At 71.0% G+C, this 23,002-nt stretch carries 20 protein-coding genes and 2 tRNA genes; 4 read left to right on the forward strand and 18 right to left on the reverse strand.

From position 1 onward, the window contains the following. Positions 1 to 59: 59 nt before the first annotated feature. The 8 genes from rodA to folC all read right to left on the reverse strand — a co-directional run bounded on the left by rodA (position 60) and on the right by folC (position 8,912). Positions 60 to 1,259 carry a rod shape-determining protein RodA gene (gene rodA, locus ACZ3TI_RS24045; RefSeq protein ID WP_465729402.1) on the reverse strand — a complete coding sequence of 400 codons (1,200 nt, stop codon included), beginning with the start codon at positions 1,257 to 1,259 and terminating at the stop codon, positions 60 to 62. Continuing rightward, positions 1,256 to 3,547: a penicillin-binding protein 2 gene (gene mrdA, locus ACZ3TI_RS24050; protein WP_465729404.1), complete on the reverse strand. Its 2,292-nt coding sequence runs from the start codon at positions 3,545 to 3,547 to the stop codon at positions 1,256 to 1,258. The genes rodA and mrdA overlap by 4 nt, the downstream gene beginning before the upstream one ends. Before the next feature lie 51 nt (positions 3,548 to 3,598). Further along, positions 3,599 to 4,243 carry a rod shape-determining protein MreD gene (mreD, locus tag ACZ3TI_RS24055; protein ID WP_465729406.1) on the reverse strand — a complete coding sequence of 215 codons (645 nt, stop codon included), beginning with the start codon at positions 4,241 to 4,243 and terminating at the stop codon, positions 3,599 to 3,601. A 3-nt stretch (positions 4,244 to 4,246) separates the two neighbouring features. Beyond that, complete coding sequence (gene mreC / locus ACZ3TI_RS24060; protein WP_465729408.1) at positions 4,247 to 5,188, reverse strand: rod shape-determining protein MreC; 942 nt, start codon at positions 5,186 to 5,188, stop codon at positions 4,247 to 4,249. Positions 5,189 to 5,282: 94 nt separating this feature from the next. Then, positions 5,283 to 6,308, reverse strand: coding sequence for a rod shape-determining protein (locus ACZ3TI_RS24065; RefSeq protein ID WP_030256393.1), 1,026 nt, complete (start codon positions 6,306 to 6,308; stop codon positions 5,283 to 5,285). 321 nt (positions 6,309 to 6,629) lie between these two features. Continuing rightward, a complete protein-coding gene (ndk, locus tag ACZ3TI_RS24070; protein ID WP_224277488.1) occupies positions 6,630 to 7,043 on the reverse strand; it encodes a nucleoside-diphosphate kinase in 414 nt (137 codons plus the stop codon). Between the two features lie 128 nt (positions 7,044 to 7,171). After that, positions 7,172 to 7,519 carry a DUF4233 domain-containing protein gene (locus ACZ3TI_RS24075; protein WP_465729410.1) on the reverse strand — a complete coding sequence of 116 codons (348 nt, stop codon included), beginning with the start codon at positions 7,517 to 7,519 and terminating at the stop codon, positions 7,172 to 7,174. A gap of 1 nt (position 7,520) precedes the next feature. Beyond that, a complete protein-coding gene (folC, locus tag ACZ3TI_RS24080) occupies positions 7,521 to 8,912 on the reverse strand; it encodes a bifunctional tetrahydrofolate synthase/dihydrofolate synthase (protein WP_465729412.1) in 1,392 nt (463 codons plus the stop codon). A gap of 196 nt (positions 8,913 to 9,108) precedes the next feature. Between folC and ACZ3TI_RS24085 the strand changes: the two genes are divergently transcribed. Further along, the gene (locus ACZ3TI_RS24085; protein ID WP_465729414.1) at positions 9,109 to 9,471 is read left to right on the forward strand and encodes a hypothetical protein; all 363 of its coding nucleotides are present in this window, start codon (positions 9,109 to 9,111) and stop codon (positions 9,469 to 9,471) included. A gap of 98 nt (positions 9,472 to 9,569) precedes the next feature. On the opposite strand, the gene ACZ3TI_RS24090 is transcribed toward ACZ3TI_RS24085, so the two are convergent. Together ACZ3TI_RS24090 and ACZ3TI_RS24095 are read right to left on the reverse strand one after the other, a co-directional pair. Further along, positions 9,570 to 10,094, reverse strand: coding sequence for a hypothetical protein (locus ACZ3TI_RS24090; protein WP_465729416.1), 525 nt, complete (start codon positions 10,092 to 10,094; stop codon positions 9,570 to 9,572). Between the two features lie 346 nt (positions 10,095 to 10,440). Further along, positions 10,441 to 13,080, reverse strand: coding sequence for a valine--tRNA ligase (locus ACZ3TI_RS24095; RefSeq protein WP_465729417.1), 2,640 nt, complete (start codon positions 13,078 to 13,080; stop codon positions 10,441 to 10,443). A gap of 190 nt (positions 13,081 to 13,270) precedes the next feature. Between ACZ3TI_RS24095 and ACZ3TI_RS24100 the strand changes: the two genes are divergently transcribed. Next, positions 13,271 to 14,074, forward strand: a complete 804-nt coding sequence (locus ACZ3TI_RS24100) for a hypothetical protein (protein WP_465729418.1) — start codon at positions 13,271 to 13,273, stop codon at positions 14,072 to 14,074. Between the two features lie 70 nt (positions 14,075 to 14,144). Here ACZ3TI_RS24100 and clpX read toward each other — a convergent pair whose 3' ends face one another. From clpX to ACZ3TI_RS24125, 5 genes are all read right to left on the reverse strand, one after another. Continuing rightward, entirely contained in the window at positions 14,145 to 15,434 is a 1,290-nt protein-coding gene (clpX, locus tag ACZ3TI_RS24105) for an ATP-dependent Clp protease ATP-binding subunit ClpX (RefSeq protein WP_045696864.1), read from the reverse strand. A gap of 249 nt (positions 15,435 to 15,683) precedes the next feature. Then, on the reverse strand, positions 15,684 to 16,346 hold the full coding sequence (locus ACZ3TI_RS24110; RefSeq protein ID WP_030283759.1) for an ATP-dependent Clp protease proteolytic subunit: 663 nt from the start codon (positions 16,344 to 16,346) through the stop codon (positions 15,684 to 15,686). A gap of 56 nt (positions 16,347 to 16,402) precedes the next feature. Next, on the reverse strand, positions 16,403 to 17,020 hold the full coding sequence (locus ACZ3TI_RS24115) for an ATP-dependent Clp protease proteolytic subunit (RefSeq protein WP_046386806.1): 618 nt from the start codon (positions 17,018 to 17,020) through the stop codon (positions 16,403 to 16,405). A 279-nt stretch (positions 17,021 to 17,299) separates the two neighbouring features. Beyond that, a complete protein-coding gene (tig, locus tag ACZ3TI_RS24120; protein ID WP_465729421.1) occupies positions 17,300 to 18,688 on the reverse strand; it encodes a trigger factor in 1,389 nt (462 codons plus the stop codon). A gap of 294 nt (positions 18,689 to 18,982) precedes the next feature. Continuing rightward, positions 18,983 to 19,056, reverse strand: a tRNA-Pro gene (locus ACZ3TI_RS24125). A gap of 167 nt (positions 19,057 to 19,223) precedes the next feature. On the opposite strand from ACZ3TI_RS24125, the gene ACZ3TI_RS24130 reads away from it, so the two are divergent. Beyond that, positions 19,224 to 19,294, forward strand: a tRNA-Gly gene (locus tag ACZ3TI_RS24130). Between the two features lie 95 nt (positions 19,295 to 19,389). On the opposite strand, the gene ACZ3TI_RS24135 is transcribed toward ACZ3TI_RS24130, so the two are convergent. Beyond that, positions 19,390 to 19,944 (reverse strand): DUF6197 family protein, encoded by a 555-nt coding sequence (locus tag ACZ3TI_RS24135; RefSeq protein ID WP_465729423.1) that lies wholly within the window; start codon positions 19,942 to 19,944, stop codon positions 19,390 to 19,392. A gap of 190 nt (positions 19,945 to 20,134) precedes the next feature. Between ACZ3TI_RS24135 and ACZ3TI_RS24140 the strand changes: the two genes are divergently transcribed. Continuing rightward, on the forward strand, positions 20,135 to 20,926 hold the full coding sequence (locus tag ACZ3TI_RS24140; protein WP_465729425.1) for a DUF6348 family protein: 792 nt from the start codon (positions 20,135 to 20,137) through the stop codon (positions 20,924 to 20,926). A gap of 39 nt (positions 20,927 to 20,965) precedes the next feature. Here the strand turns inward: ACZ3TI_RS24140 and ACZ3TI_RS24145 are convergent, their stop codons facing one another. Then, positions 20,966 to 21,163 (reverse strand): hypothetical protein, encoded by a 198-nt coding sequence (locus tag ACZ3TI_RS24145; protein ID WP_030058274.1) that lies wholly within the window; start codon positions 21,161 to 21,163, stop codon positions 20,966 to 20,968. 514 nt (positions 21,164 to 21,677) lie between these two features. Beyond that, positions 21,678 to 22,817: a SpoIIE family protein phosphatase gene (locus ACZ3TI_RS24150; RefSeq protein WP_465729427.1), complete on the reverse strand. Its 1,140-nt coding sequence runs from the start codon at positions 22,815 to 22,817 to the stop codon at positions 21,678 to 21,680. Positions 22,818 to 23,002: the final 185 nt, after the last annotated feature.

The following is a 23,002-nucleotide window of genomic DNA, read 5'->3' on the forward strand; positions in this document are numbered from 1 at the left end:
CCGGCCCGGGATTCCCCGGACCGGCCCCACCGCCTCACCCGCCGCTCGGGCGGCTCCGCTCAGGCCGCTATCGGCCGTTGGCTGCGGACCGCCTGGAGCAGCCCGACCGCGATCCAGACCGCGAACATCGACGAGCCGCCGTACGAGACGAACGGCAGCGGGATGCCCGCCACGGGCATGATGCCCAGGCACATCCCTATGTTCTCGAAGGCCTGGAAGGACAGCCAGGCGATGACCCCGGCCGCCAGGATCGTCCCGTACAGGTCGGTCGCCTGCCGGGCGATCCGGCAGGCCCGCCACAGCACCACGCCGGTCAGCACGATGATCCCCAGCGCCCCGACGAAGCCGAGCTCCTCGCCGGCGACGGTGAACACGAAGTCGGTCTGCTGCTCCGGCACGAACTGCCCGGTGGTCTGCGTGCCGTGGAACAGGCCCTTGCCGAACAGGCCGCCCGAGCCGATGGCGATCCGGGCCTGCGCGGTGTTGTAGCCGACGCCGGACGGGTCCAGCTGCGGGTTGGCGAAGGCGGCGAAGCGGTCGATCTGGTACTTGCTCAGCACCCCGAGCTTCCAGATCGCCACGCAGCCGCCGGCGCCCGCCACCAGCAGCCCGAGCACCCAGCGGTTGGGCGCTCCGGAGCCGAGCAGGATGCCGAGCACGATCGCGGCCATCACCATCACCGAGCCGGCGTCCGGCATCAGCATCACTATCGCCATCGGCAGGCACGCCCAGACCAGGCCGCGGAACACCGCCCGGTGCGAGGGGAACTCCCGCTCCCCCGCGTCCACCTGGTCCGACAGCACGACCGCCATCGCCAGCACGATCGCCAGCTTGGCGAACTCGGCCGGCTGGATCGAGAAGCCGCCGCCCAGCTGGATCCAGGAGTGCTGGCCGTTGATGGTCGAGCCGAGCGGGCTGAGCGTCGCCAGCAGCATCAGGATCACGCCGACGAACACGAACGGCACGAGCGTGCGGAAGCGGCGGCTCCCTATCGCTATCACCACGGCGCACAGCACCAGTCCGACCACCACGTTGGTCAGGTGCCGGTAGAGGAAGTACTGCGGGTCCCCGTGGGTGAGCGAGTCGCGCCCGCGGGTGGCCGACCAGACCAGCAGTGAGCTGCCGAGCGACAGGACGAGCGCGGCGAGCAGCAGTATCCAGTCCAGCCGCCAGAGCGGGGAGTCCTTGGCGAGGGCCTTGGAGACCCCGCTGCGCTGCGGGGCCAGCCGCAGCTGCCGGTAGGAGCCGTAAGAGGTCATGCCCGTCCCCTTCCCGGGCCGCGGCCGGGTTCGAGCGCGGCGTCGACGGCGGTGTAGGACACCGGGTGGTCGGTCGGCGGCGCCTCGTCGAGGAAGGCCGCCGCGGGTGCCGGTGCGGCCCGGTCCAGGACCGCCGGGGCGACGGCCGCGGCGCCGGGCGCCCGGTCGACCGAGTAGGCGGCCTGCTTGATGATCGCGGTGCCGTCCGGGTTGAACTTGGGCAGCTCGGTCTGCGGCGTCGGCAGCAGCGCCTTGCTCGCGTCGATGGTGCCCTTGTCGTCGACCACGCCGTAGAGGGCCTGGTAGATCCGGCGGACGGCGTCGCCCGAGCCGCCGGAGCCGGTGCCGCCCTGGCTTATCGTCATGACGATCGCGTAGTCCTTGCTGTACGTGGTCAGCCAGGAGGTGGTCTGCTTGCCCTCGACCTCGGCGGTGCCGGTCTTGGCGTGCAGCGCGATCTTGTCCTGCGGCCAGCCGGCCTGCACGAACTTCCAGGCGGCGGTGCCGTTCTTGACGACGCCCTCGGTGGCCTGGTCGATGTAGCTCAGCAGCTTCTGGTCGCCGGGGAACTTGGCATCCGCCTGCGGGGCGATCTCGCGGACGAGGTCCCCGCCCGGGCTTATCACCGCCTTGGCGATGGTCGGCCGGTAGAAGGTGCCGCCGTTGGCCAGCGCCGAGTAGATCCGGGCCATCTGGACCGGGGTGACGAGGGTGTCGCCCTGGCCGATCGCGAAGTTGACGGCGTCACCGGCGCGCATCTGGTAGCCGTCGACGCAGTTCTCCCGGGCGATCTGGTCGGAGAAGCTGTTGCCGCCCTTCTTCGCCTGGGCGCACCAGGCGTCCTTGTTGTTGTCGTAGAAGGACTGCTTCCACTGCCGGTCGGGCACCCGGCCGGGCACCTCGGAGGGCAGGTCGATGCCGGTCTTGGCGCCGAGGCCGAACTCGTGGGCGGTCTTGAAGAACCAGTCGGCGGGGTCCTTCTTCGGCTTGATGCCGCCGTCCTTCAGCCACTGGTCGTTCGCCAGGCCGTAGAAGACGGTGTCGCAGGAGACCTCGAGCGCCTTCTCCAGCGTGATGGAGCCGAAGCTCTCGCTCTCGAAGTTCTTGAACTCGCGGCCGCCGATGGTCAGGCTCTTCGGGCACGGGTAGGTGCCGTCCAGCGGGTAGCCGGCCTGGACGGCGGCGGTGGTGGAGATGACCTTGAAGGTCGAGCCGGGGGCGGACTGACCCTGTATGGCCCGGTTCAGCAGCGGGAAGTTGGATTCCTTGCTGGTCAGCGCCTGGTAGTCCTTGCCGGTGATGCCGCCCACCCAGAGGTTGGGGTCGTAGGTCGGGGCGCTCGCCATCGCGATGATCCGCCCGGTGTGCACGTCCATCACGACGGCGGCGCCGGAGTCGGCCTCGTAGTTGCGGTTGGTGACCTTGTCGAAGGTGTTCCGGGCGTCCTTCATGGCCTGCGCCAGGTTGTCCTCGACCACCTTCTGCACCCGGGCGTCGATGCTGGTGACCAGGTTGTCGCCGGTCTTCGGGGCGACGGCGCCGGCGGTGCCGATCACCCGGCCGAGGTTGTCCACCTCCAGCTTGGTGATGCCGGCGGTGCCGCGCAGGTCGCGGTCGTACACCGACTCCAGTCCGGCGCGGCCGATCTGGTCGGCCGGCAGGTAGCGGTCCAGGCCGGTCTTGTCGGCGGTCTTGCTGACCTCCTCGTCGGTGACCGGCGAGAGGTAGCCGAGCACCTGGGCCAGGTTGGCGCCCTCGGCGCCGGTGTAGCGGCGTACGGCGGTGGGCTGCGCGGTGATCCCGGGGAAGTCCTCTCGGCGCTCCATTATCTGCATCGCCTGCTGGGTGGTCGCCTCCTTGGTGACCGGGATCGGCTGGTAGGGCGAGCCGTTCCAGCAGGGCTGCGGGGTCTTGGCGTCGCAGAGCCGGACCTTCTCCTGCACGTCCTTGGCGGGCATCCCGAGCACCTCGGCCAGCCGGGACAGCACCGCCTTGCCGCCGTCCTTCTGCTGCAGCAGCGAGGTGCGGCTGACGGAGACCACCAGCCGGGTCTCGTTGCCGGCCAGCACCCGCCCGGAGGCGTCCAGGATCTCGCCGCGGACGGCCGGGTCGACCACCTCGCGGATGTGGTTGCCGGTCGCCTTGGCCGTGTACTCCTTGGCGTTGCGGATCTGCAGGTACCACAGCCGCCCGCCGAGGGTGGCGAGCAGCGACAGCACCAGGATCTGCAGCACCACCAGACGGATCGTCACCCGCCGGGTGCGGCCGGTCTCGGGGATGTTGCTCACGTCTCGTGCGCTCCAGGGTGCGGGGAAGTCGGGAGGTCGGGGCCGGTCCGGTTACGGTCGGCGGGCGAAGCCGGGCAGGCGCCGCTTCTTGTAGCTCGGGCCGGAGGAGACCTCGCGGGTGGTGCGGTAGCGGGCCAGCGAGCCCAGGCCCAGGCCCGGGCCGCTCTCGTCGTCGTCGGCGGCGGCCACCGGGTCGCGCCCGAAGCGGCGGCCGAGCAGCATCACCAGCGGCACCACGAACGGCGCCAGCAGCAGGTCGTAGAGCAGGGCGCTGATCACCAGGCCGCCGAGGCCGACGTGCCGGGCCGCGGTGTCGCCGACGAGGGCGCCGACCGTCGCGTACAGCAGGGTGGAGGCGACGGCGGCGGCGCCCACCACCACCAGCGCGCTGGAGACCGAGCGCTGGCGGCCGTGGTCGGGGCGCAGCAGTCCGGCGGCGTAGCCCATCAGGCAGAGCACCAGCGCGTAGCGGCCGATGGCGTGGTCGGAGGGCGGTGCGAGGTCGGCCAGCAGGCCGGCCGCGAAGCCGACCAGGCAGCCGCCGGTAGGCCCGTAGACCATGGCCAGGCCGACCACGACGAGCAGCAGTATGTCCGGGGTGGCCCCCGGCAGTTGGAGCCGGCCGAAGACGCTGACCTGGAGGATCAGGCCGAACAGGATCAGGCCGGCGGAGACGGGGATGCGGGCGAGGCGCATGGCTCAGTTCCCCCCATTGGGCTTGGCGGGCAGGGCGGCGGCCACGGTCGGCGCGGCGGGGGCCTGGCCAGGGGCGGCCGCGGCGGGGGCCGGCGGCAGGACGGCGTCGCGCGGGTCGGCGCGTGGCGGTACGACCACCACGCCGACCAGGTCCAGCCGGGTGAACTGGACGAAGGGCTCGACCAGAACGGTCTTGGTGAGCTGGCCGGCGTTGGCCTGGACCTCGATGACCTTGCCGACCGGGACGCCGGGCACGAAGGGGCGGCCGCTCTGCGAGCCGAAGGTGACCAGCCGGTCGCCGGCCTTGACCTGGGCCTTGCCGTTGAGCAGGGAGACCTTCATCGGGCTGTCGCCGCCGCCGGAGGCGAAGCCGATCTCGCCGGTGCCCTCCAGGCGGGTGCCGGCCGAGAAGCCGGGGTCGGAGGCGAGCAGCACGGTGGCGGTGGTCGGGCCGACGGTGGTGATCCGGCCGACCAGGCCCTGGCCGTTGATCACGGTCATGTCGCGGGTGAGGCCGTCGTCGCTCCCGGCGTCGATGGTGATGGTCCAGGAGAAGCCCTGGGCCGGGCCGATCGCGATGACCTGGGCGGCCTTGACGGTGTATCCGCCGGCGCCGGCGGTGCGCAGCAGGTCGTCCAGCTGCTTGGTGCGTCCGGCGGCCATGTCGGAGGAGGCGAGCTTCTGCCGCAGTTCGGTGTTCTCGCGGGCGAGCTGGTCGGTGCGGCCGCTGTTGGTGGCGGCGTCGCGGAAGGCGCGGACGGTGTCGGCGACCGGGTCCACGACGGTGGCGGCGCCGCGTTCGACCGGGCCGAGGACGCCGGCGGCGGCGTGCCGGGCGGGTCCGAGCGGGGAGTCCTCACCGCCCTTGATGTCCACGGTGATCAGTGCGAAGGCGACGGCCACCAGCAGGATGAGCAGCAGCCGGCTCTCTCGTGTGTCCCTCACGGTGCTGGTACTGCCCCTTCGTACCTGGCGGCCGCCCGGGGCTGTGGGGCCCGGGCGGCGGCCCGTTCAGTCGTGTCGGATGTGTGCTGTGGTGCTAACGGCGCGGCTGCGCGTCGAGTACCTGCTGGAGCGCCTCGAACTCCTCGACGCACTTGCCGGAGCCGAGTGCGACGGAGTCGAGCGGGTTCTCGGCGATGTGGATCGGCATGCCGGTCTCGCGGCGCAGCCGCTCGTCGAGGCCGCGCAGCAGGGCGCCGCCGCCGGTGAGCACGATGCCGCGGTCCATGACGTCGCCGGCCAGCTCGGGCGGGCACTGGTCGAGGGTGGTCTTGACCGCGTCGATGATCGAGTTGACCGGCTCGTCGATGGCCTCGCGGACCTCGGCGGCGGAGATGACGACGGTCTTGGGCAGGCCGCTGACCAGGTCGCGGCCGCGGATCTCGGCGTGCTCGTCCTTCTCGCCCTCCAGGCCGAAGGCGCTGCCGATGCTCATCTTGATCTGCTCGGCGCTGCGCTCGCCGAGGAGGAGCGAGTACTCCTTCTTGATGTGCTGGACGATCGCGTTGTCGAGCTCGTCGCCGGCGACGCGGATGGACTGGGCGGTGACGATGCCGCCGAGGGAGATGACCGCGACCTCGGTGGTGCCGCCGCCGATGTCGACGACCATGTTGCCGGTGGCCTCGTGGACGGGCAGGCCGGCGCCGATGGCGGCGGCCATCGGCTCCTCGATGATGTGGACCTGGCGGGCGCCGGCCTGCGAGGAGGCCTCGATGACGGCGCGGCGCTCGACGCCGGTGATGCCGGAGGGCACGCAGACGACGACGCGCGGGCGGGCGAGGTAGCGGCGGCGGTGGATCTTGAGGATGAAGTAGCGCAGCATCCGCTCGGTGATCTCGAAGTCGGCGATCACGCCGTCCTTGAGCGGGCGGATGGCGACGATGTTGCCCGGGGTGCGGCCGATCATCTTCTTGGCCTCGGCGCCGACGGCGAGGATGCCGCCGGTGTTGGTGTTCACCGCGACCACCGAAGGCTCGTTCAGGACGATGCCCTTGCCCCTGACGTACACCAGCGTGTTGGCAGTTCCGAGGTCGATCGCCAAGTCGCGGCCGATGAACGACAGGTTGCTCGCCATGGGGTGTGGGTGCCTTCCCGGGCTCGGAGTTCATGAGAGGTGGACGACTGCGTGCGCCCACGCTTGGGCGGAGACCAGCTGAGCTGCCTTACCGGGCCCTTGAGTCGCGTCCATCGTAGTCACGCCATGCGGTACGGACGTCGACGTGGGGCATACCGTCCATTGTCCGGAGCGTGATCGCTTCTCCGAGGATTGGGACGCCGTGTCGGCACCCCCAGTTCCCTATTTCCCGATAAGAATGCCCCGGCCGGGCCAATGGTCCCGACCGGGGCAGTCCCGGGGTCCTTCGGGCGTGCCGCCCGGCCCGGCTCAGGCGTGAGCGGGGAAGAAGATCTTGATCTCGCGCTCGGCGGACTCCGGGGAGTCGGAGGCGTGGATCAGGTTCTCGCGGGTGATCGTCGCGTAGTCGCCGCGGATGGTGCCGGCGCCGGCCTCCAGCGGGTTGGTGGCCCCGGCGAGCATGCGGATGCCCTTCACGACCTCCTCGCCCTCGACGATCAGCGCGATCGACGGGCCGGAGGTCATGAACTCCAGCAGCGGCTCGTAGAACGGGCGGCCGACGTGCTCCGCGTAGTGCTGCTCCAGCGTCGCCCGGTCGAAGGTGCGCAGCTCGATGGCGGCGAAGCGCCAGCCGGCCTTGCGCTCGATGCGGCTGATGATCTCGCCCGCCAGGCCGCGGCGGACGGCGTCGGGCTTGAGCAGGACGAGAGTGCGCTGGGACACGGTGCGTCTCCTGGGGATTCGGTTCGGCAGACAGTCGGGTCGACGAGTGGGCCGACACGGCAGAGGTTACCTTGCGTACACGGCGTGTCGGTGCGCCGGTCCGGGCCCCCGGCCGGTAGGAGCAGCGCCTACGCGACGGCCGCGTCGGTGGCGGCGGCGCGGGCGGCCTTGAACTCGTCGACCTTGCGGCCGTAGTGCACCGAGCACCACCACAGGCCGGCGAAGACCACGCCGAGGCCGAACATGGTCGGCAGGATGAAGCCGCTGGCGATCAGGCCGATCTGCAGCGCCCAGCCGATCTGCACCGCGCCCGGGCGGTTGATCATGCCGCAGAGCGCGATGCACAGGGCCATCGCGATGCCGCTGACCGTCCAGATCTCCCCGGTGGAGACGTCGGTGAGCCGCATCGCGACCAGCGCCGCGAACATGACCAGCAACGCCTCGCCGATCAGCGTCGAGGAGCAGAGCGTCCTCATGTCACTTCCTCCCGAGCAGCAGGCGGGCCTCGCCCACCGTGATGACCGAACCGGTGACCAGCACCCCGGCGCCGCCGAGGTCGCCCTCCTCCTCGGCGAGGGTGACGGCGGCGGCGATGGCGTCGTCGAGGCGGGGCTCGACCTGGACGCGGTCCTCGCCGAAGACCTCGACGGCCAGGGCGGCGAGCGCGTCGACGTCCATCGCGCGGTGGGTGGAGTTCTGGGTGATGACGACCTCGGCCAGGATCGGCTCGAAGGCCTCCAGCACGCCGGCCACGTCCTTGTCGCCGGAGGTGCCGATCACGCCGACGAGCCGGGTGAAGCCGAAGGACTCGGTGAGGGCGGCGACGGTGGCGCGGGCGCCGTGCGGGTTGTGCGCGGCGTCCAGGACGATCGTGGGGCTGCGGCGGACGATCTCCAGGCGGCCCGGCGAGGAGACGCCGGAGAAGGCCTGGCGGATCTTGTCGGCGTCGAGCTGCCCGCCGCGGGCACCGCCGACGCCGAAGAAGGCCTCGACCGCGGCGAGCGCGAGCGCCGCGTTGTGCGCCTGGTACTCGCCGTGCAGCGGGATGAAGATGTCCTCGTACTCCTCGCCGCCGAGCCCGCGCAGCGTCACCAGCTGGCCGCCGACGGCGAGTTCGCGGCGGATGACGCCGAACTCCATGCCCTCGCGGGCGACCGTGGCGTCCACCTCGACGGCGCGGCGCAGGATGGTCTGGGCGGCGTCCAGCTGCTGCTGGGCGACGACGGCGACCGAGCCGGGCTTGATGATCCCGGACTTCTCGACGGCGATCTCGCCGGTGGTCTCGCCGAGCTTGTCGGTGTGGTCCAGACCGATCGGGGTGATCACGGCGACGGCGGCGTCGATGACGTTGGTGGCGTCCCAGGAGCCGCCCATGCCGACCTCGACCACGGCGACGTCCACCGGGGCGTCGGCGAAGGCGGCGTAGGCCATGCCGGTCAGCACCTCGAAGAAGGACATCGGCACGGGCTGCGCCGCGTCGACCATCTGCACGTAGGGCTCGATGTCGCGGTAGACCTCGACGAAGCGCTCGGGGGTGATCGGAGCGCCGTCCAGGCTGATCCGCTCGGTGACGGTCTCGACGTGCGGGCTGGTGTAGCGGCCGGTGCGCAGCTCGAAGGTGTTGAGCAGCTGCTCGATCATCCGGGCGGTGGAGGTCTTGCCGTTGGTGCCGGTGACGTGGATGGAGGGGAAGGACCGCTGGGGCTGGCCCAGGATGTCCATCAGCGCCTCGATCCGGTCGAGCGAGGGCTCCAGCTTGTTCTCCGGCCAGCGCTTGGAGAGTTCCGTCTCGACGTCGCGCAGGGCGTCGCCGGTGCCGCCGTCGGCGGGGCGGATGGTGTACGGGTTCGGGTCGGCCTTGTCGCTCACGACCACAGTCTACGGAGCGGTGGCGGGGTGTTCTCACGGGGTGAGGGCGGGGCGAGAACGGCCACTATGCCCGGTCTCTGCCTGTACTGACCAGTTTGATCCCTTTACTATTGATTTAGCGAGTTTGGACCGCAATGAAGCATCGATTCGCAACCGGCAGGAGCCGCCGACCTTTGATCACGAGGAGCGCTGCGCCATGCCCGACGCCCTGCACGACCGGATCGCGCTTCACCAGGACGCCATCATCTGGGTCGCCGGACTGATCTCCCTGGCCCTCGTCGGCTACATGGCGCTCGTCTTCGGACGCTTCCTCGTGTACTGGGCCAGCTCCCGCCACGCCTTCAAGCACAGCTGGCCCGCCGAACCCGGCGACTCCGCCGCCTTCCAGTGGCACCTGGTCATCCCCTGCCGCGACGAGGAGGCCGTGGTCACCCAGGCGCACCCGGGCCACCGTCGAGCGCTTCGGCCTGGACGCCCTGCTGGAGCGCCTGGCCGTCACCGGACCGGTGGGCAGTCCACCGAACCCGCCGCGGCCGCGGCTGCGCTGCCGGCCGCCTGAGGCACCCGACCGGGCGGCCCCCGCCTTATTCGGTCACGTGCCCATTCCTGACCGGGACTTGGGCTCCCAGCGGCGGCTGGTCGGCCGGAGGCCCGGGCTCAGACCCCGGCCCGGGCCTCCGGCACGTGCGCGGCGCCGCCGTGCCGACGGCGCAACTCGGCGGTGATCTCGGCCAGTTCGCCCTCCGGCAGCAGCGGCAGCATCATCGCGACGCCCTGCAGCAGACCGCCCAGCAGGAAGGTGGTGTCGGCCGTCGAGGCGACCAGGCCGCGGACCTCGGCCACCTCGCCGGCCGCCACCGCCTCGATCAGCCGCGCGGCGTTCACGCTCTCCTCGTCCACCGCGACCGCGCCGGTGTCGACCGGCGCGCGCCGGGCCATCGCCCGCAGCACCTTGTCGCCGACCTCGGGGGCGTACGCCTTGCGGACGGCCTCGGCGGCGATCCAGGCGAGCAGCGTGGCCACCTCGCGCCCGGCGTGCTCGGCGAAAAGCAGGTCCAGCTCGTGATCGAACGCGAGCTGGTTCCCGTGCCGGAAGGCGAGCAGCAGGGTCGCCGCCCTGGCCTTGGCCTCCTCGACCGCCTCGGCAGGCAGTTCGTCGGCCAACTCCTCGGTCACCACCACGCCGTGCCCTCCCGTCCGTCGCTCATCAGGAACACCCCGCAGGAACGCTCGGCAGAAAACGCCCTTCGGAAACTCCGTGCACACCGTACACATCCGACCTGCAAACTTCCGCGAACGCGCGCGGGCAAGACCGGAATCAATTCGCTCGGAATAGGACCTCACCCGGTCCAGGATGAATATTCGCCGGAAGGGAGCAATGTTGGTGCGCTATTAGGCGTAACGCTGCGCCCTTACGCGTAGCCGAAAGGCGGCCCCCCCTGACGGAGCCGGGCGCACGGACCGCGAAACGCCGAGGGGCCGCACCCCGCGCGTCGCGGAGTGCGGCCCCTCACGGGCCGGTACGGGCTCAGCCCTGCGGCAGCGCCGTGAGCTGGGCGGTGATCCGGGCGATGTCGGCCTCGGCGGCCTCCTGGCGGGCCTTGATCTTGGCGACCACCTCGTCCGGCGCCTTGGCGAGGAACGCCTCGTTGCCGAGCTTGGCGGTGGTCTGGGCCTTCTCCTTCTCGGCGGCCGCGAGGTCCTTGGCGAGGCGCTTGCGCTCCGCCGCGACGTCGATGGTGCCGGAGAGGTCCAGCGCGACGGTGGCGCCGGCGACCGGCAGCGAGGCGGTGGCCGCGAAGCCCTCCTCGGGGACGGTCAGCCGCAGCAGCGAGCGGATCGCGTCCTCGTGGGCGGCGAGCGCGGTGCCGTCCAGCTCCAGCTTCGCCGGGACGCGCTGGCCCGGCTTGAGGCCCTGGTCCGTGCGGAACCGGCGGACCTCCGTGACGACCTGCTGCAGCGTGGCGATCTCCGCCTCGGCCGCGGCGTCGCGGTAGCCGCTGTCCTTCGGCCAGTCGGCGATGACCACCGACTCGGCGCCGGTCAGCGTGGTCCACAGGGTCTCGGTGACGAACGGGACGATCGGGTGCAGCAGGCGCAGCGTGACGTCCAGGACCTCGCCGAGCACCCGGCGCGCGGCGTCGGCCTGCGGGCCGCCCTTGGCCAGGGTGGTCTTGGAGAGCTCGACGTACCAGTCGAAGACCTCGTCCCAGGCGAAGTGGTACAGCGCCTCGGAGAGCTTGGAGAACTGGTAGTCCTCGTACAGCCCGTCCACCTCGGCGACGGTGCTGTTGAGGCGCGACAGGATCCAGCGGTCGCTCGCGGTCAGCTCCTCCGGCGCGGGCAGCGGGCCCTCGACGGTGGCGCCGTTCATCAGCGCGAAGCGGGTGGCGTTCCAGATCTTGTTGGCGAAGTTGCGGGCCGCCTGGACCCAGTCCTCGCCGATCGGCACGTCGACGCCCGGGTTGGCACCGCGCGCCAGCGTGAAGCGCAGCGCGTCGGAGCCGTACTTGTCCATCCAGTCCAGCGGGTTGACCACGTTGCCGAAGGACTTCGACATCTTCTTGCCGTTCTGGTCACGGACCATGCCGTGCAGCGCGATGGTGTGGAACGGCGGGGTGCCGTCCATCGCGTAGAGGCCGAACATCATCATCCGGGCGACCCAGAAGAACAGGATGTCGTAGCCGGTGACCAGGACGGAGTTCGGGTAGAACTTCGCGAGGCTCTCGGTCTGCTCCGGCCAGCCGAGCGTGGAGAACGGCCACAGGCCGGAGGAGAACCAGGTGTCCAGGACGTCGGTGTCCTGGTGCCAGCCCTCGCCGGTCGGCGGCTGCTCGTCGGGGCCGACGCAGACGATCTCGCCGTTCGGGCCGTACCAGACCGGGATGCGGTGGCCCCACCACAGCTGGCGCGAGATGCACCAGTCGTGCAGGTTGTCGACCCAGTCGAAGTACCGCTTCTCCATCTCCTGCGGGTGGATCTTGACCTTGCCGTCGCGGACCGCGTCACCGGCGGCCTGGGCGAGCGGGCCGACCTTGACCCACCACTGCATGGACAGCCGCGGCTCGATGGTGGTCTTGCAGCGCGAGCAGTGGCCCACCGAGTGGACGTACGGGCGCTTCTCGGCGACGATCCGGCCCTCGGCGCGCAGCGCGGCGACGATCGCCGAGCGGGCCTCCAGGCGGTCCAGGCCGAGGAAGGGGCCGTGCACGGTGATGACGGCATGCTCGTCCATGACGGCGATGTTCGGCAGGCCGTGCCGCTGGCCGATCTCGAAGTCGTTCGGGTCGTGCGCGGGCGTCACCTTGACGGCGCCGGTGCCGAACTCCGGGTCGACGTGGGTGTCGGCGACGATCGGGATCCGGCGGCCGGTCAGCGGCAGCTCGATCTCGGTGCCGACCATGTGCTTGTAGCGCTCGTCCTCCGGGTGGACGGCGACCGCCGTGTCGCCCAGCATCGTCTCGGCGCGCGTGGTGGCGACGACGATGGAGTTCTCGCCCTCGCCGTAGCGGATCGAGACCAGCTCGCCGTCGTCGTCCTGGTACTCCACCTCGATGTCCGAGATGGCGGTCAGGCAGCGCGGGCACCAGTTGATGATGCGCTCGGCGCGGTAGATCAGCTCGTCGTCGTAGAGCTTCTTGAAGATGGTCTGGACGGCCTGGGACAGGCCCTCGTCCATGGTGAAGCGCTCACGGGACCAGTCCACGCCGTCGCCCAGGCGCCGCATCTGGCCGGAGATCTGGCCGCCGGACTCCGCCTTCCACTTCCAGACGCGCTCGACGAAGGCCTCGCGGCCCAGGTCGTGGCGGGACTTGCCCTCCCTGGCGAGCTCGCGCTCGACCACGTTCTGGGTGGCGATGCCGGCGTGGTCCATGCCGGGCTGCCACAGGGCCTCGTAGCCCTGCATGCGCTTGCGGCGGACCAGGGCGTCGATCAGCGTGTGCTCGAAGGCGTGGCCCAGGTGCAGGCTGCCGGTGACGTTCGGCGGGGGGATGACGATGGTGAACGGCGGCTTGTCGCTCTTCGCGTCGGCGCTGAAGTACCCACGCTCCACCCAGCGCTCGTACAGCTCGCCCTCTACGTCCGCGGGGGTGTAGGTCGTCGGGAGGGTTGCCGCTTCGTCCCCGGCAGAGGTGCTCACGGGGCGCTGGTTCGTCGTGTCGGTCACGACGCACAGTTTACGTAACCGGGGGGGCGGGTTACGAACCGCTTTCGGTCCGTGGACCCGCCGCGCCCGGACGGGCCCACATCGGGCACCGTGCGGTACCGTGCCCGGGCACTCGTCCGGTTGACCGGACGGGCACGGAACGACTCCACACAAGACAGGCCGCGGGTGCGGCGGGGGAGCACAGACGCAGATGTACGGCCAGGGACAGCAGTATCCGCAGGGACAGCCGCAGCCTTACGGGGGCCAGCCGCCGTACGGCCAGCCGCCGCAGCAGGCGTACGGCGCCCCGCAGCCCCAGTACGGGCACCCGCAGCAGCAGCCCTACGGCGCGCCCCAGCAGCCGTACGGCGCGCCGCAGGCTCCGTACGGCCAGCCGGGCTACCCGGTGGCCCCGCCGCCGAAGGGCAAGGGCGGCCTGGTCATCGGCCTGGTGGTCGGCGCACTGGTGCTGGGCGGCGGCGGCTTCGCGGCGTGGAAGTTCCTCGGCGGCAGCGACGCGGGCGGCAAGTACAAGATCACCTCTCCGCAGACCCTGGCCGACGGCTACGTACAGAAGTCGTCCAAGGAGCAGGCCGCCGACATGAGCAAGCCCGAGGCGTCGAAGCTCGGCACGGACCTGCACGTCCTGATCGCCAGCTACAGCAAGGGTTCGGACGCGCTGGACACCTTCTCGGTGATCGGCGTCTACGGGGACCTCAACGACCCGGGGCAGATCATCGAGGACTCCAAGAAGGACAGCGGCGGCCTGTCCGTGTCGATGACCGACTTCCCGGCGCAGGACGCCAACAACTCCTCGGCGAAGCTCTCCTGCGGCACGACGACCATGCTCGGCAAGCCCGGCCCGACGGTCTGCGTGTGGGCGGACAAGTCCACCACCGGTCGGGTCTCCTTCACGAAGGTCGGCACGAGCGGCAGCAGCGGCCCGGCGCTCACCGCGGAGCAGGCGGCCGCCAAGACCCGGACGATCCGCGACGCCATGGTCGTCGCCCGGTAGCGCCCGACAGCACGCGAAGGGGCCCCGCACCGGATCCGGTGCGGGGCCCCCTTTGCGTGCGGAGCTCGGGTCAGGCGCTCTTCTCGCGGCGCTCGCGCTTGATCATGTCGCGCGGGACGAGGGTGGGGATGGCGTGCTTGGAGACCACGTCCCCGGTGACCACCACGCGGGCGACGTCCTGGCGCGAGGGGACCTCGTACATCACGGACATCAGCACCTCCTCCATGATGGCCCGCAGCCCGCGCGCGCCGGTGCCGCGCAGGATCGCCTGGTCGGCGATCGCCTCCAGCGCGTCCCGGGAGAACTCCAGCTCCACGCCGTCGAGTTCGAAGAGCTTGCGGTACTGCTTGACCAGCGCGTTGCGCGGCTCGGTGAGGATCTGCAGCAGCGCCTCGCGGTCCAGGTTGTGCACGCTGGTGATCACCGGCAGGCGCCCGATGAACTCGGGGATCATGCCGAACTTCACCAGGTCCTCGGGCATCACCTGGCGGAAGTGGTCGCTGGCGTCCGACTCCCGCTTGGAGCGGATGTTGGCGCCGAAGCCGATGCCCTTGGCACCCGCGCGGCCCTCGATGATCCGCTCCAGGCCGGCGAACGCGCCGCCGACGATGAACAGCACGTTGGTGGTGTCGATCTGGATGAACTCCTGGTGGGGGTGCTTGCGGCCCCCCTGCGGCGGCACCGACGCGGTGGTGCCCTCCAGGATCTTCAGCAGGGCCTGCTGCACGCCCTCGCCGGAGACGTCCCGGGTGATCGACGGGTTCTCGCTCTTGCGGGCGACCTTGTCGATCTCGTCGATGTAGATGATCCCGGTCTCGGCCTTCTTGACGTCGTAGTCGGCCGCCTGGATCAGCTTCAGCAGGATGTTCTCGACGTCCTCGCCGACGTAGCCCGCCTCGGTCAGCGCGGTGGCGTCCGCGATCGCGAACGGCACGTTGAGCATCCGGGCCAGGGTCTGCGCCAGCAGCGTCTTGCCGGAGCCGGTGGGGCCCAGCAGCAGGATGTTGGACTTCGCCAGCTCGATGGCGTCCTCGCGGCCGTTGCCGCCGCTGCGGCCCGCCTCGCCGGCCTGGACGCGCTTGTAGTGGTTGTAGACGGCCACCGAGAGCGCCTTCTTGGCGAGGTCCTGGCCGACCACGTACTGGTCCAGGAACTCGTAGATCTCGCGCGGCTTCGGGAGTTCCTCGAAGCGCACCTCGGAGGTCTCGGCGAGTTCCTCCTCGATGATCTCGTTGCACAGGTCGATGCACTCGTCGCAGATGTACACGCCTGGGCCGGCGATCAGCTTCTTCACCTGCTTCTGCGACTTGCCGCAGAACGAGCACTTGAGCAGGTCGCCACCGTCTCCGATGCGTGCCACGAGGTGCTTCCCCTTCGCCAGGGGCCCCGCAGGGGTTCCGGGGCCTGGTGCTGTGGACCGTCAACGCCGACGGCGCTCGGTCTCGCTATCCGACGGTACTCTGCCGGGCCCGTGATTCCGTCCTCTTCGCCGGGTCTGCCCTACGCCCTGGGCGAATTGATACCGAACAGATGCCGTGACGGAGCCCGCCGACAAGTCCGGGGCGGGGCGCGCCATCCGTGCGCGCCCCGCCCCGGGCCGGTGCCGACCTCAGGAGGTCAGCGAGGTCTTGCGGGTGGAGATGATCTGGTCGACCAGGCCGTACTCGACGGCCTCCTCGGCGGTGAGGATCTTGTCGCGCTCGATGTCGTCGCGCACCTGCTCCACCGACTTGTTGGAGTGCTTGGAGAGCATCTCCTCCAGCTGCTCGCGCATCCGGAAGATCTCCTTGGCCTGGATCTCCAGGTCGGACACCTGACCGCGGCCGGTCTCGGTGTACGGCTGGTGGATCAGGATGCGGGCGTTCGGCAGCGCCATCCGCTTGCCGGGGGTGCCGGCGGCGAGCAGCACGGCCGCGGCGGAGGCCGCCTGGCCCATGCAGACCGTGGTGATGTCCGGCTTCACGTACTGCATCGTGTCGTAGATGGCCGTCAGGGCCGTGAACGAGCCGCCGGGCGAGTTGATGTACATCTGGATCTCGCGGTCCGGGTCCATCGACTCCAGGCACAGCAGCTGCGCCATGATGTCGTTCGCCGAGACGTCGTCCACCTGCGAGCCGAGGAAGATGATGCGCTCCTCGAACAGCTTGGCGTACGGGTCGTACTCGCGGATGCCCTGCGTGGTGCGCTCGACGAAGCGCGGGACGATGTAACGGCCCTCGGCGCGCATGTCCTCGACGCGGGCCTTGGCGGCCGACAGGCTGGGGATGTTCATGGGGATTCTTGTCCTCCGGGGCGTTGTGGCTGTGGTCTCGTGGGCCGGGCCGAGGCTCAGGCGCCCGTGCCGCCGCCGCCGGGGACGTCCGCGGCGCTGTGCATGATCGCGTCGATGAGGCCGTACTCCAGGGCCTCCTCCGGGGTGAACCAGCGGTCGCGGTCGGAGTCCCTGGTGATCTGCTCGAAGGACTGGCCGCTGTGGAAGGCGATCAGCTCGGACATCCGCTTCTTGGTGCGCAGGAGCTGCTCGGCCTGGATGCGGATGTCGGTGGCGGAGCCGCCGAGGCCCGCGGAGGGCTGGTGCATCAGGATGTTGGCGTTCGGCAGCGAGAAGCGCTTGCCCTTGGCGCCGGCGGTCAGCAGGAACTGGCCCATCGAGGCGGCCATGCCCATCGCGATGGTGACGACGTCGTTCTTGATGTACTGCATGGTGTCGTAGATCGCCATGCCGGCCGAGATCGAGCCGCCCGGGGAGTTGATGTAGAGGAAGATGTCCTTTTCCGGGTCCGCGGCCAGCAGCAGCAGCTGCGCGGTGATCTTGTTGGCGATGTCGTCGTCGACCTGCTGGCCGAGGAAGATGATCCGCTCGTTGAGCAGCCGGTTGTAGACCTGGTCGCCAAGGCCGCCGAGCACGTCACCAGCGGCGGCGTGCGGCGCCATCGGGCCAGGCATCTGCATCTGCGGGAACGTCACTTAGCCACCTGCTCAGTCGATTTGGAGGGCCGTTCCACGGCCGTCACGATGTCGCACAGCTTCCGGGTATCACGTCGTGATTGGTTGCTGTCCAAGGACCCTAACGCGCAGGCCCGGCCGCAGAATCCCTCACGCAGAACTGTTCGCTGTGAGCGCAGGGTCGTGGCGCCCCGCGGGCGGGGTGGCGCGGGAAGACGACGGGCCCGGACACCATGACGGCGTCCGGGCCCGCTGCGTGCCTCAGGGGCTTTCCGGGGCTCAGGCCTCGGTCTTCTCCTCGGCGGCCTCGTCGGCGGCGGCCTCGACGGTCTCGCCCGTCTCGTCCTCGTCGTCGAAGTTGATCTCGTTGCCCTCGGTGTCGACGACCTTGGCGGCCTCGACCACGGTGGCCAGGGCCTTGCCGCGGGCGACCTCGCCGACCAGCAGCGGCACCTGGCCACCCTGGACGACCTGCTGCGCGAACTGGTCGGGGGTGAGGCCCGAGCCGGCGGCGCGGCGGATGAGGTGCTCGGTCAGCTCCTCCTGGTTAACACCCAGCTCCTCGTCGGCGACGATCTGGTCCAGGACGAACTGGGTCTTGATGCCCTTCTTCGCCTGCTCCTCGATCTCCGCGTCCCACTCCTCGCGGGTCTTGCCCTGGGTCTCCAGGTAGGTGTCGAGGTTCAGGCCCATCGGCTCCAGCTGGTGGTGCTCGACGTTGTGCTTGCGGGTCTGGATCTCGTCCGCGAGGAGCTTCTCGGGGTACTCGATGTCGACCAGCGCGAGCAGGGCGTCCAGCACCTTCTCCTGGGCCTGGGTGGCCTGGTCGTACTCCTTCATGCGCTCCAGGCGCTTGCGGGAGTCGGCGCGCAGCTCCTCCAGGGTGTCGAACTCGCTGGCCAGCTGGGCGAACTCGTCGTCCAGCTCCGGCAGCTCCTTCTCCTGGACGGCGGTGACGGTGACGGTGACCTCGGAGGTCTTGCCCGCCTGGGTGCCACCCTTGAGCTCGGTCTCGAAGGTCTTCTCCTCGCCGGCGGACAGGCCGACGACGGCCTCGTCGATGCCGTCGATCAGGCGACCCGAGCCGATCTCGTAGCTGACGCCGGCGGCGGTGCCGTCCTCCGGCACCTCGCCGTCGACCTTGGCAACCAGGTCCACGACCACGATGTCGCCGGCGGCCGCGGCGCGCTCGACGTCCTTGACCGAGGAGAAGCGCTCGCGCAGCTGCTCCAGCGACTTCTCGACGTCCTCGTCGGAGACGGCGATCGGGTCGACGGTCACCTCGATGGAGGAGAACTCCGGCAGGGTGATCTCCGGACGGATGTCCACCTCGGCGGTGAACTTCAGGTCACCGCCGTCGGCGATCGTCTCGACACCCTCGATGTTGGTGATGTCGGGCTGGCCGAGGACCTCGATCTTGCCCTCGTCGACGGCCTGCGTGTAGAAGCGCGGCAGGGCGTCGTTGACGGCCTCCTCCAGCACGGCGCCACGGCCGAAACGCTGGTCGATGACGCGAGCCGGGATCTTGCCCTTGCGGAAGCCCGGAACCGTGACCTGCTGGTTGATCTTCTTGTACGCCGCGTCGAGGCTGGGCTTGAGCTCCTCGAAGGGCACCTCGACGGTGAGTCGAACCCGGGTCGGGTTCAGAGTCTCGACGGCGCTCTTCACGGTTAGGTCTCCTAGGGGCTTGCGGTCAGGTTGTCTCCGCCCGTCCCCGCCGCCCGGCCGGAGCCGTACGGGTGGGTCGGACGAGACGGGCGATGGGCGGTTGGAGCTGCATCTCCCGTGGGGTGGACGGTGAGCTTGACTCCTCGCCCTCGTGCGGTTGACCTGGGTTGACGCCACAGGGACTACCGCCAGCGCCCCATCCTACCGGTACCACGAAAGGCGGACGCCAGACGCCACCGTACCGGCCGAACAGAACAGGGCCCCGCCCCCCGTGGACGAGACCCTGCCGCACTGTCGGGGTGACCGGATTCGAACCGACGGCCTTCCGCTCCCAAAGCGGACGCGCTACCAAACTGCGCCACACCCCGTGGTGCCGAGAGGAAGCGTACACGGCGGGCCTGTTCGGCTCGCCGACTATTCGAGCGCGGGCGCGGAAGGCGCGGAAGAGGGGTGCGCGAAATGGGGTGTGCACGCGGGCGGCCGGACCAGGTACGCTGTTCCCCGAACTTCCGGCCGGTCACGGCTGGGGGATCACGCGGGCGTAGCTCAATGGTAGAGCCCTAGTCTTCCAAACTAGTCACGCGAGTTCGATTCTCGTCGCCCGCTCTCCGCCCGGCCCCGGTGCGCACTCGCGCGCCGGGGCCGGCTGCGTTTCCGGGCCGGCGCGCTCCCGGAGCCGTGCGCCCCTCCCCCGTCCGGGTTCAGAGCCCGAGGCGGGTGGCCCTGGCGGCGGCCCGGTCGAGCAGCAGGTGGACGTCGCCCTCCCGGGTGGTGGGGCGGTCGTTGAACTCGTCCGGGGAGCTCGCCGGGCGGCCGGTGCCGTGCAGCACCTCCATCAGCTGGACCCGGGCGGTGCGGACGGTGGCCGGGGTGCCGTAGCCGTACGCCAGCACGGCGGCCTGGGCGCCGAGCAGGCAGACCCGCCCGGCCTCGTCCCACATCGCGCCCTGCAGCCAGCCGTGGGCCCCGATGTAGCGGGAGGCGAGCCGGAGGTGGTCGGCCGCGGTGACCGGGACGGGCCGGGCCGGGCGGCGCAGCGCCCGGTCGAGCAGGGTGGCCCGGGGCGCCGGGTGGCCGGCGTGCCAGGGTCGCGGGGTGCTGCCGTACGGGCAGACGTACGGCACGGGGGTGCGTACGGGGGCCGGCAGCGAGGCGAGGTAGGCCTCGATCTCCGCGACCAGGCCGGAGCCGTCCGGACGGATCGGCAGCGGCGGGGCGGTGAGCGAAGGGGGCGTCAGGTCGGTGGTGCGGGGCATGCGGACTCTCCGGGCGGGCGGCTTTCTGGTTCCGCTGCCCAAAGTGGGGCATTCAGGGCATTTCCGCGACCGGAGGACCCGGACGTCCGGGCGGTTTCCCGGTTGGGTGTCGGGCCGATAGCCTCGGCGGCGTTCGAGCGCAGTTCGAGCGCGAGCTCAGCCGCCGCGCTCCCGAAGTCGAGGAGTCCCGGTGCGTCCGCAGGAGCGACTGGCCGTCATACAGCGCTGCGTGGTCGTGGAGATGGCGCGACTGGGCCAGGTGTTCCGCCTGGACGGCGAGGTGGTGCGCGGCCCCGGCACCACGGCGGTGGCGGTGCGCGAGCACCCCGGGGACGACGGCGCCGGGCACGTGGACCTCGGCTTCGTGCTGCAGCTGGGCCGGGCGGACGCACCGGTGGTGTGGGACTGCGCGGCCGGCCTCGGCAAGACCGAGGAGGAGAAGCTCGCCAACGCGGTGAAGATGTGGGCGACCACCACCGCCTCGGTGCTGGTCGAGCTGGCGGAGGGGCGCGGGGTGCACGCCGACCACGCGGACCTGCCCGAACTCCCGGGCTGGCACGCGGTCCAGGGGCCGGCGGCGGTGTTCGGGTTCGGCAACGAGCACCTGGCGGGCTGGCTCGCCGAGAACCGGGTGCTGCCGGCGCTGGTCCCGGCGCTGCGGTCGGAGCTGACCGGGGCGGGGCCGGTCGGGGTCAAGCTCTTCCTGGGCGGGAAGGCGGGGGACGACATCGCCGAGGTCCGGGTGGGCGGCGAGGTGTCGGAGGCGGCGTCGGCGGCGCTCCGCGCGCTCGACTGGCCGCGGGGCGAACGACTGTGCTGGGCAAGGCTGTTCGTCCTGCTGATGGCCGAACAGGCGGCACCGGAGCAGGCCGCGCCGGCGGGTGCCGTGGCACCCGCACCGATACGCGTCCCAGCCCCGGCGGCGGCGCGCCCCCGGGGTCTGTTCGCCCGCTGGCGGGAGGCCAGACGGGCCGGGCGGTGAGGGTTGCTCGCCCGCTCGCCTCCGGCGGGCGCGCCCGCATCAGCCTCCGGTGATGCTGGAGATGCTGTGCGCGAGGTTGGCCAGCAGGGAGTTGATCGAGGTCGCGACCGTGGTCTCGTGCAGCATGAAGCCGAACAGGGCGGCGACGATCGCGTGCGGGATCTTCATCTGCTTGTTGCGGATGAAGATGATGCTCAGGATCGCGAACAGGACCAGCGCGGAGACGGAGAGTGCCACCCGGACTCACTTCCTCGTTTTCATAGCGGGGTGCCACCACCCGGCGACACCAGCGAAAGCCGGACCCCGGCATGTCCGACGGTCCCGAGGCGGAATCGCGGACCGTCCGACACACCGCCGGTGAGGGAGCCCACGGTCGACCGCTGTCTGTCGTGCCGCACGTGACGCCCCCTATCCCCCGAATCCTGAACAGTCCCGCCCGGACTCAGTGTGGTCGACCGTGCCGATTGCGTAAAGGTCTGACTGTCGGCCCAACGCCGATATCCTGCGATGCGAGACGAGTTTCCGCCGACCGGGACGATAGCCGAGTCCCCCTGACGAATCGTCGGCGGGGCCTTGCTGAGCGGCCGGGAAGCGGTCGGGGGCGGTTAACGGAAGCCGCTGGTCCGGTCCGTCGACGGGCCGTCCGATTTGGCCGAAGATCAGCTGCCCTGCTTGACAGTTGCTGCCCCCGGCATGTGCCCCCGACCCCGGTAGGAGCCCCGGACGCCCGGCATGAGACCCGGGTTGCCACTCAATCGCGCCAGAGCAGCAGCACCGCGCGGTCGTCGTTGATGTCCCGGGCCACCGTCTCGATCAGCGCGGCGGCGGCGCCCGCGCCCGCGCCCCGGCCGCCGCCGGGCACCAGCCGGTCGGCCTCCCCCATCAGCCGGTCCATGCCCTCGGTGAGGTCCCGGCCCGGTGCCTCGACCATGCCGTCGGTGCACAGCAACAGCACGTCGCCCCGGTTCAACCGCCCGCGCACGCCCTCGAACTTGGCGCCGTCGTAGATCCCGAGCAGCGGGCCCTCGGCCTCCTTGACCTCCCAGCGGCCGGCGCCCGCGAGGCGCTGCATGCCCGGCAGGTGCCCGGCGGACAGCAGCTCGTACTCGCCGGTGTCCAGGTCCAGCACCAGGTGGACGGCGGTGGCGAAGCCCTCCTCCCAGGACTGGCGCAGCAGGTAGCCGTTGGCGGCGGGCAGGAAGTCGTGCGCGGGCAGCGAGCCGACCAGGCCGCCGAAGGCGCCGGAGAGCAGCAGCGCGCGGGAGCCGGCGTCCATGCCCTTGCCGGAGACGTCCGCGAGGACCACCTCCAGCAGCCGCTGGCCGGGGCCGGTGCGGGCGGCGACCACGAAGTCACCGGAGAAGGACTGGCCGCCGGCCGGGCGCAGCGCCATGTCCGCGTGCCAGCCGTCCGGCAGCGCGGGCACCCGGCTCTGCACCCGCAGCCGCTCGCGCAGGTCGAAGAGCATGGTGGAACCGCCCCACCAGGGCACGCCGACCCGGGCCCGGAACTGGGCCAGCAGCAGTCCGCCGACTCCGGCGGCGCCGACCACCAGGGCCGCGCCCGGGGTGACGCCGTAGAGGTAGGCCTCCGGGTTGTCGCTGGCGACCCGCTGGCCGGTGTGGATCACGGACTCGGCGGACAGGCCGAGCGCGGCCAGCGCGTAGAGCACCACCAGGCTGCCGGGGCGCAGCAGCAGCGCACCGGCCAGGATCGGCAGGACCAGGGAGGTGGGCGGCGCCCAGTCGGGGATCCAGATGTTGAGCAGGATCAGCACCGGGACGAGCAGGGCGAGCGCGCAGAGCACCGGCCAGTCGGCGGCGCCGCCGCGGAAGTAGTCCACACCGGCCGTGCGCAGCCTTCGGCGGACCCGGCGGAGCCTCTTGCGCAACCGGGCCGTCACGGGCTCGGACGCCGGGGCGGCGCCGGGCCTCGTCGCAGTCGTCTGGGGCGGTGCGCCCGGCGGTCTGCCAGCCATGGAGCCCGACCTTATCCACGGGTACGGCCCGGCGTCGACGGCTCGGACGCGGGCGGGGGCGCCGGGGTGCGCGGCGCTCAGTGGGTTTCGGCCGATCG

This window comes from Kitasatospora sp. NPDC023120, from assembly GCF_055560835.1.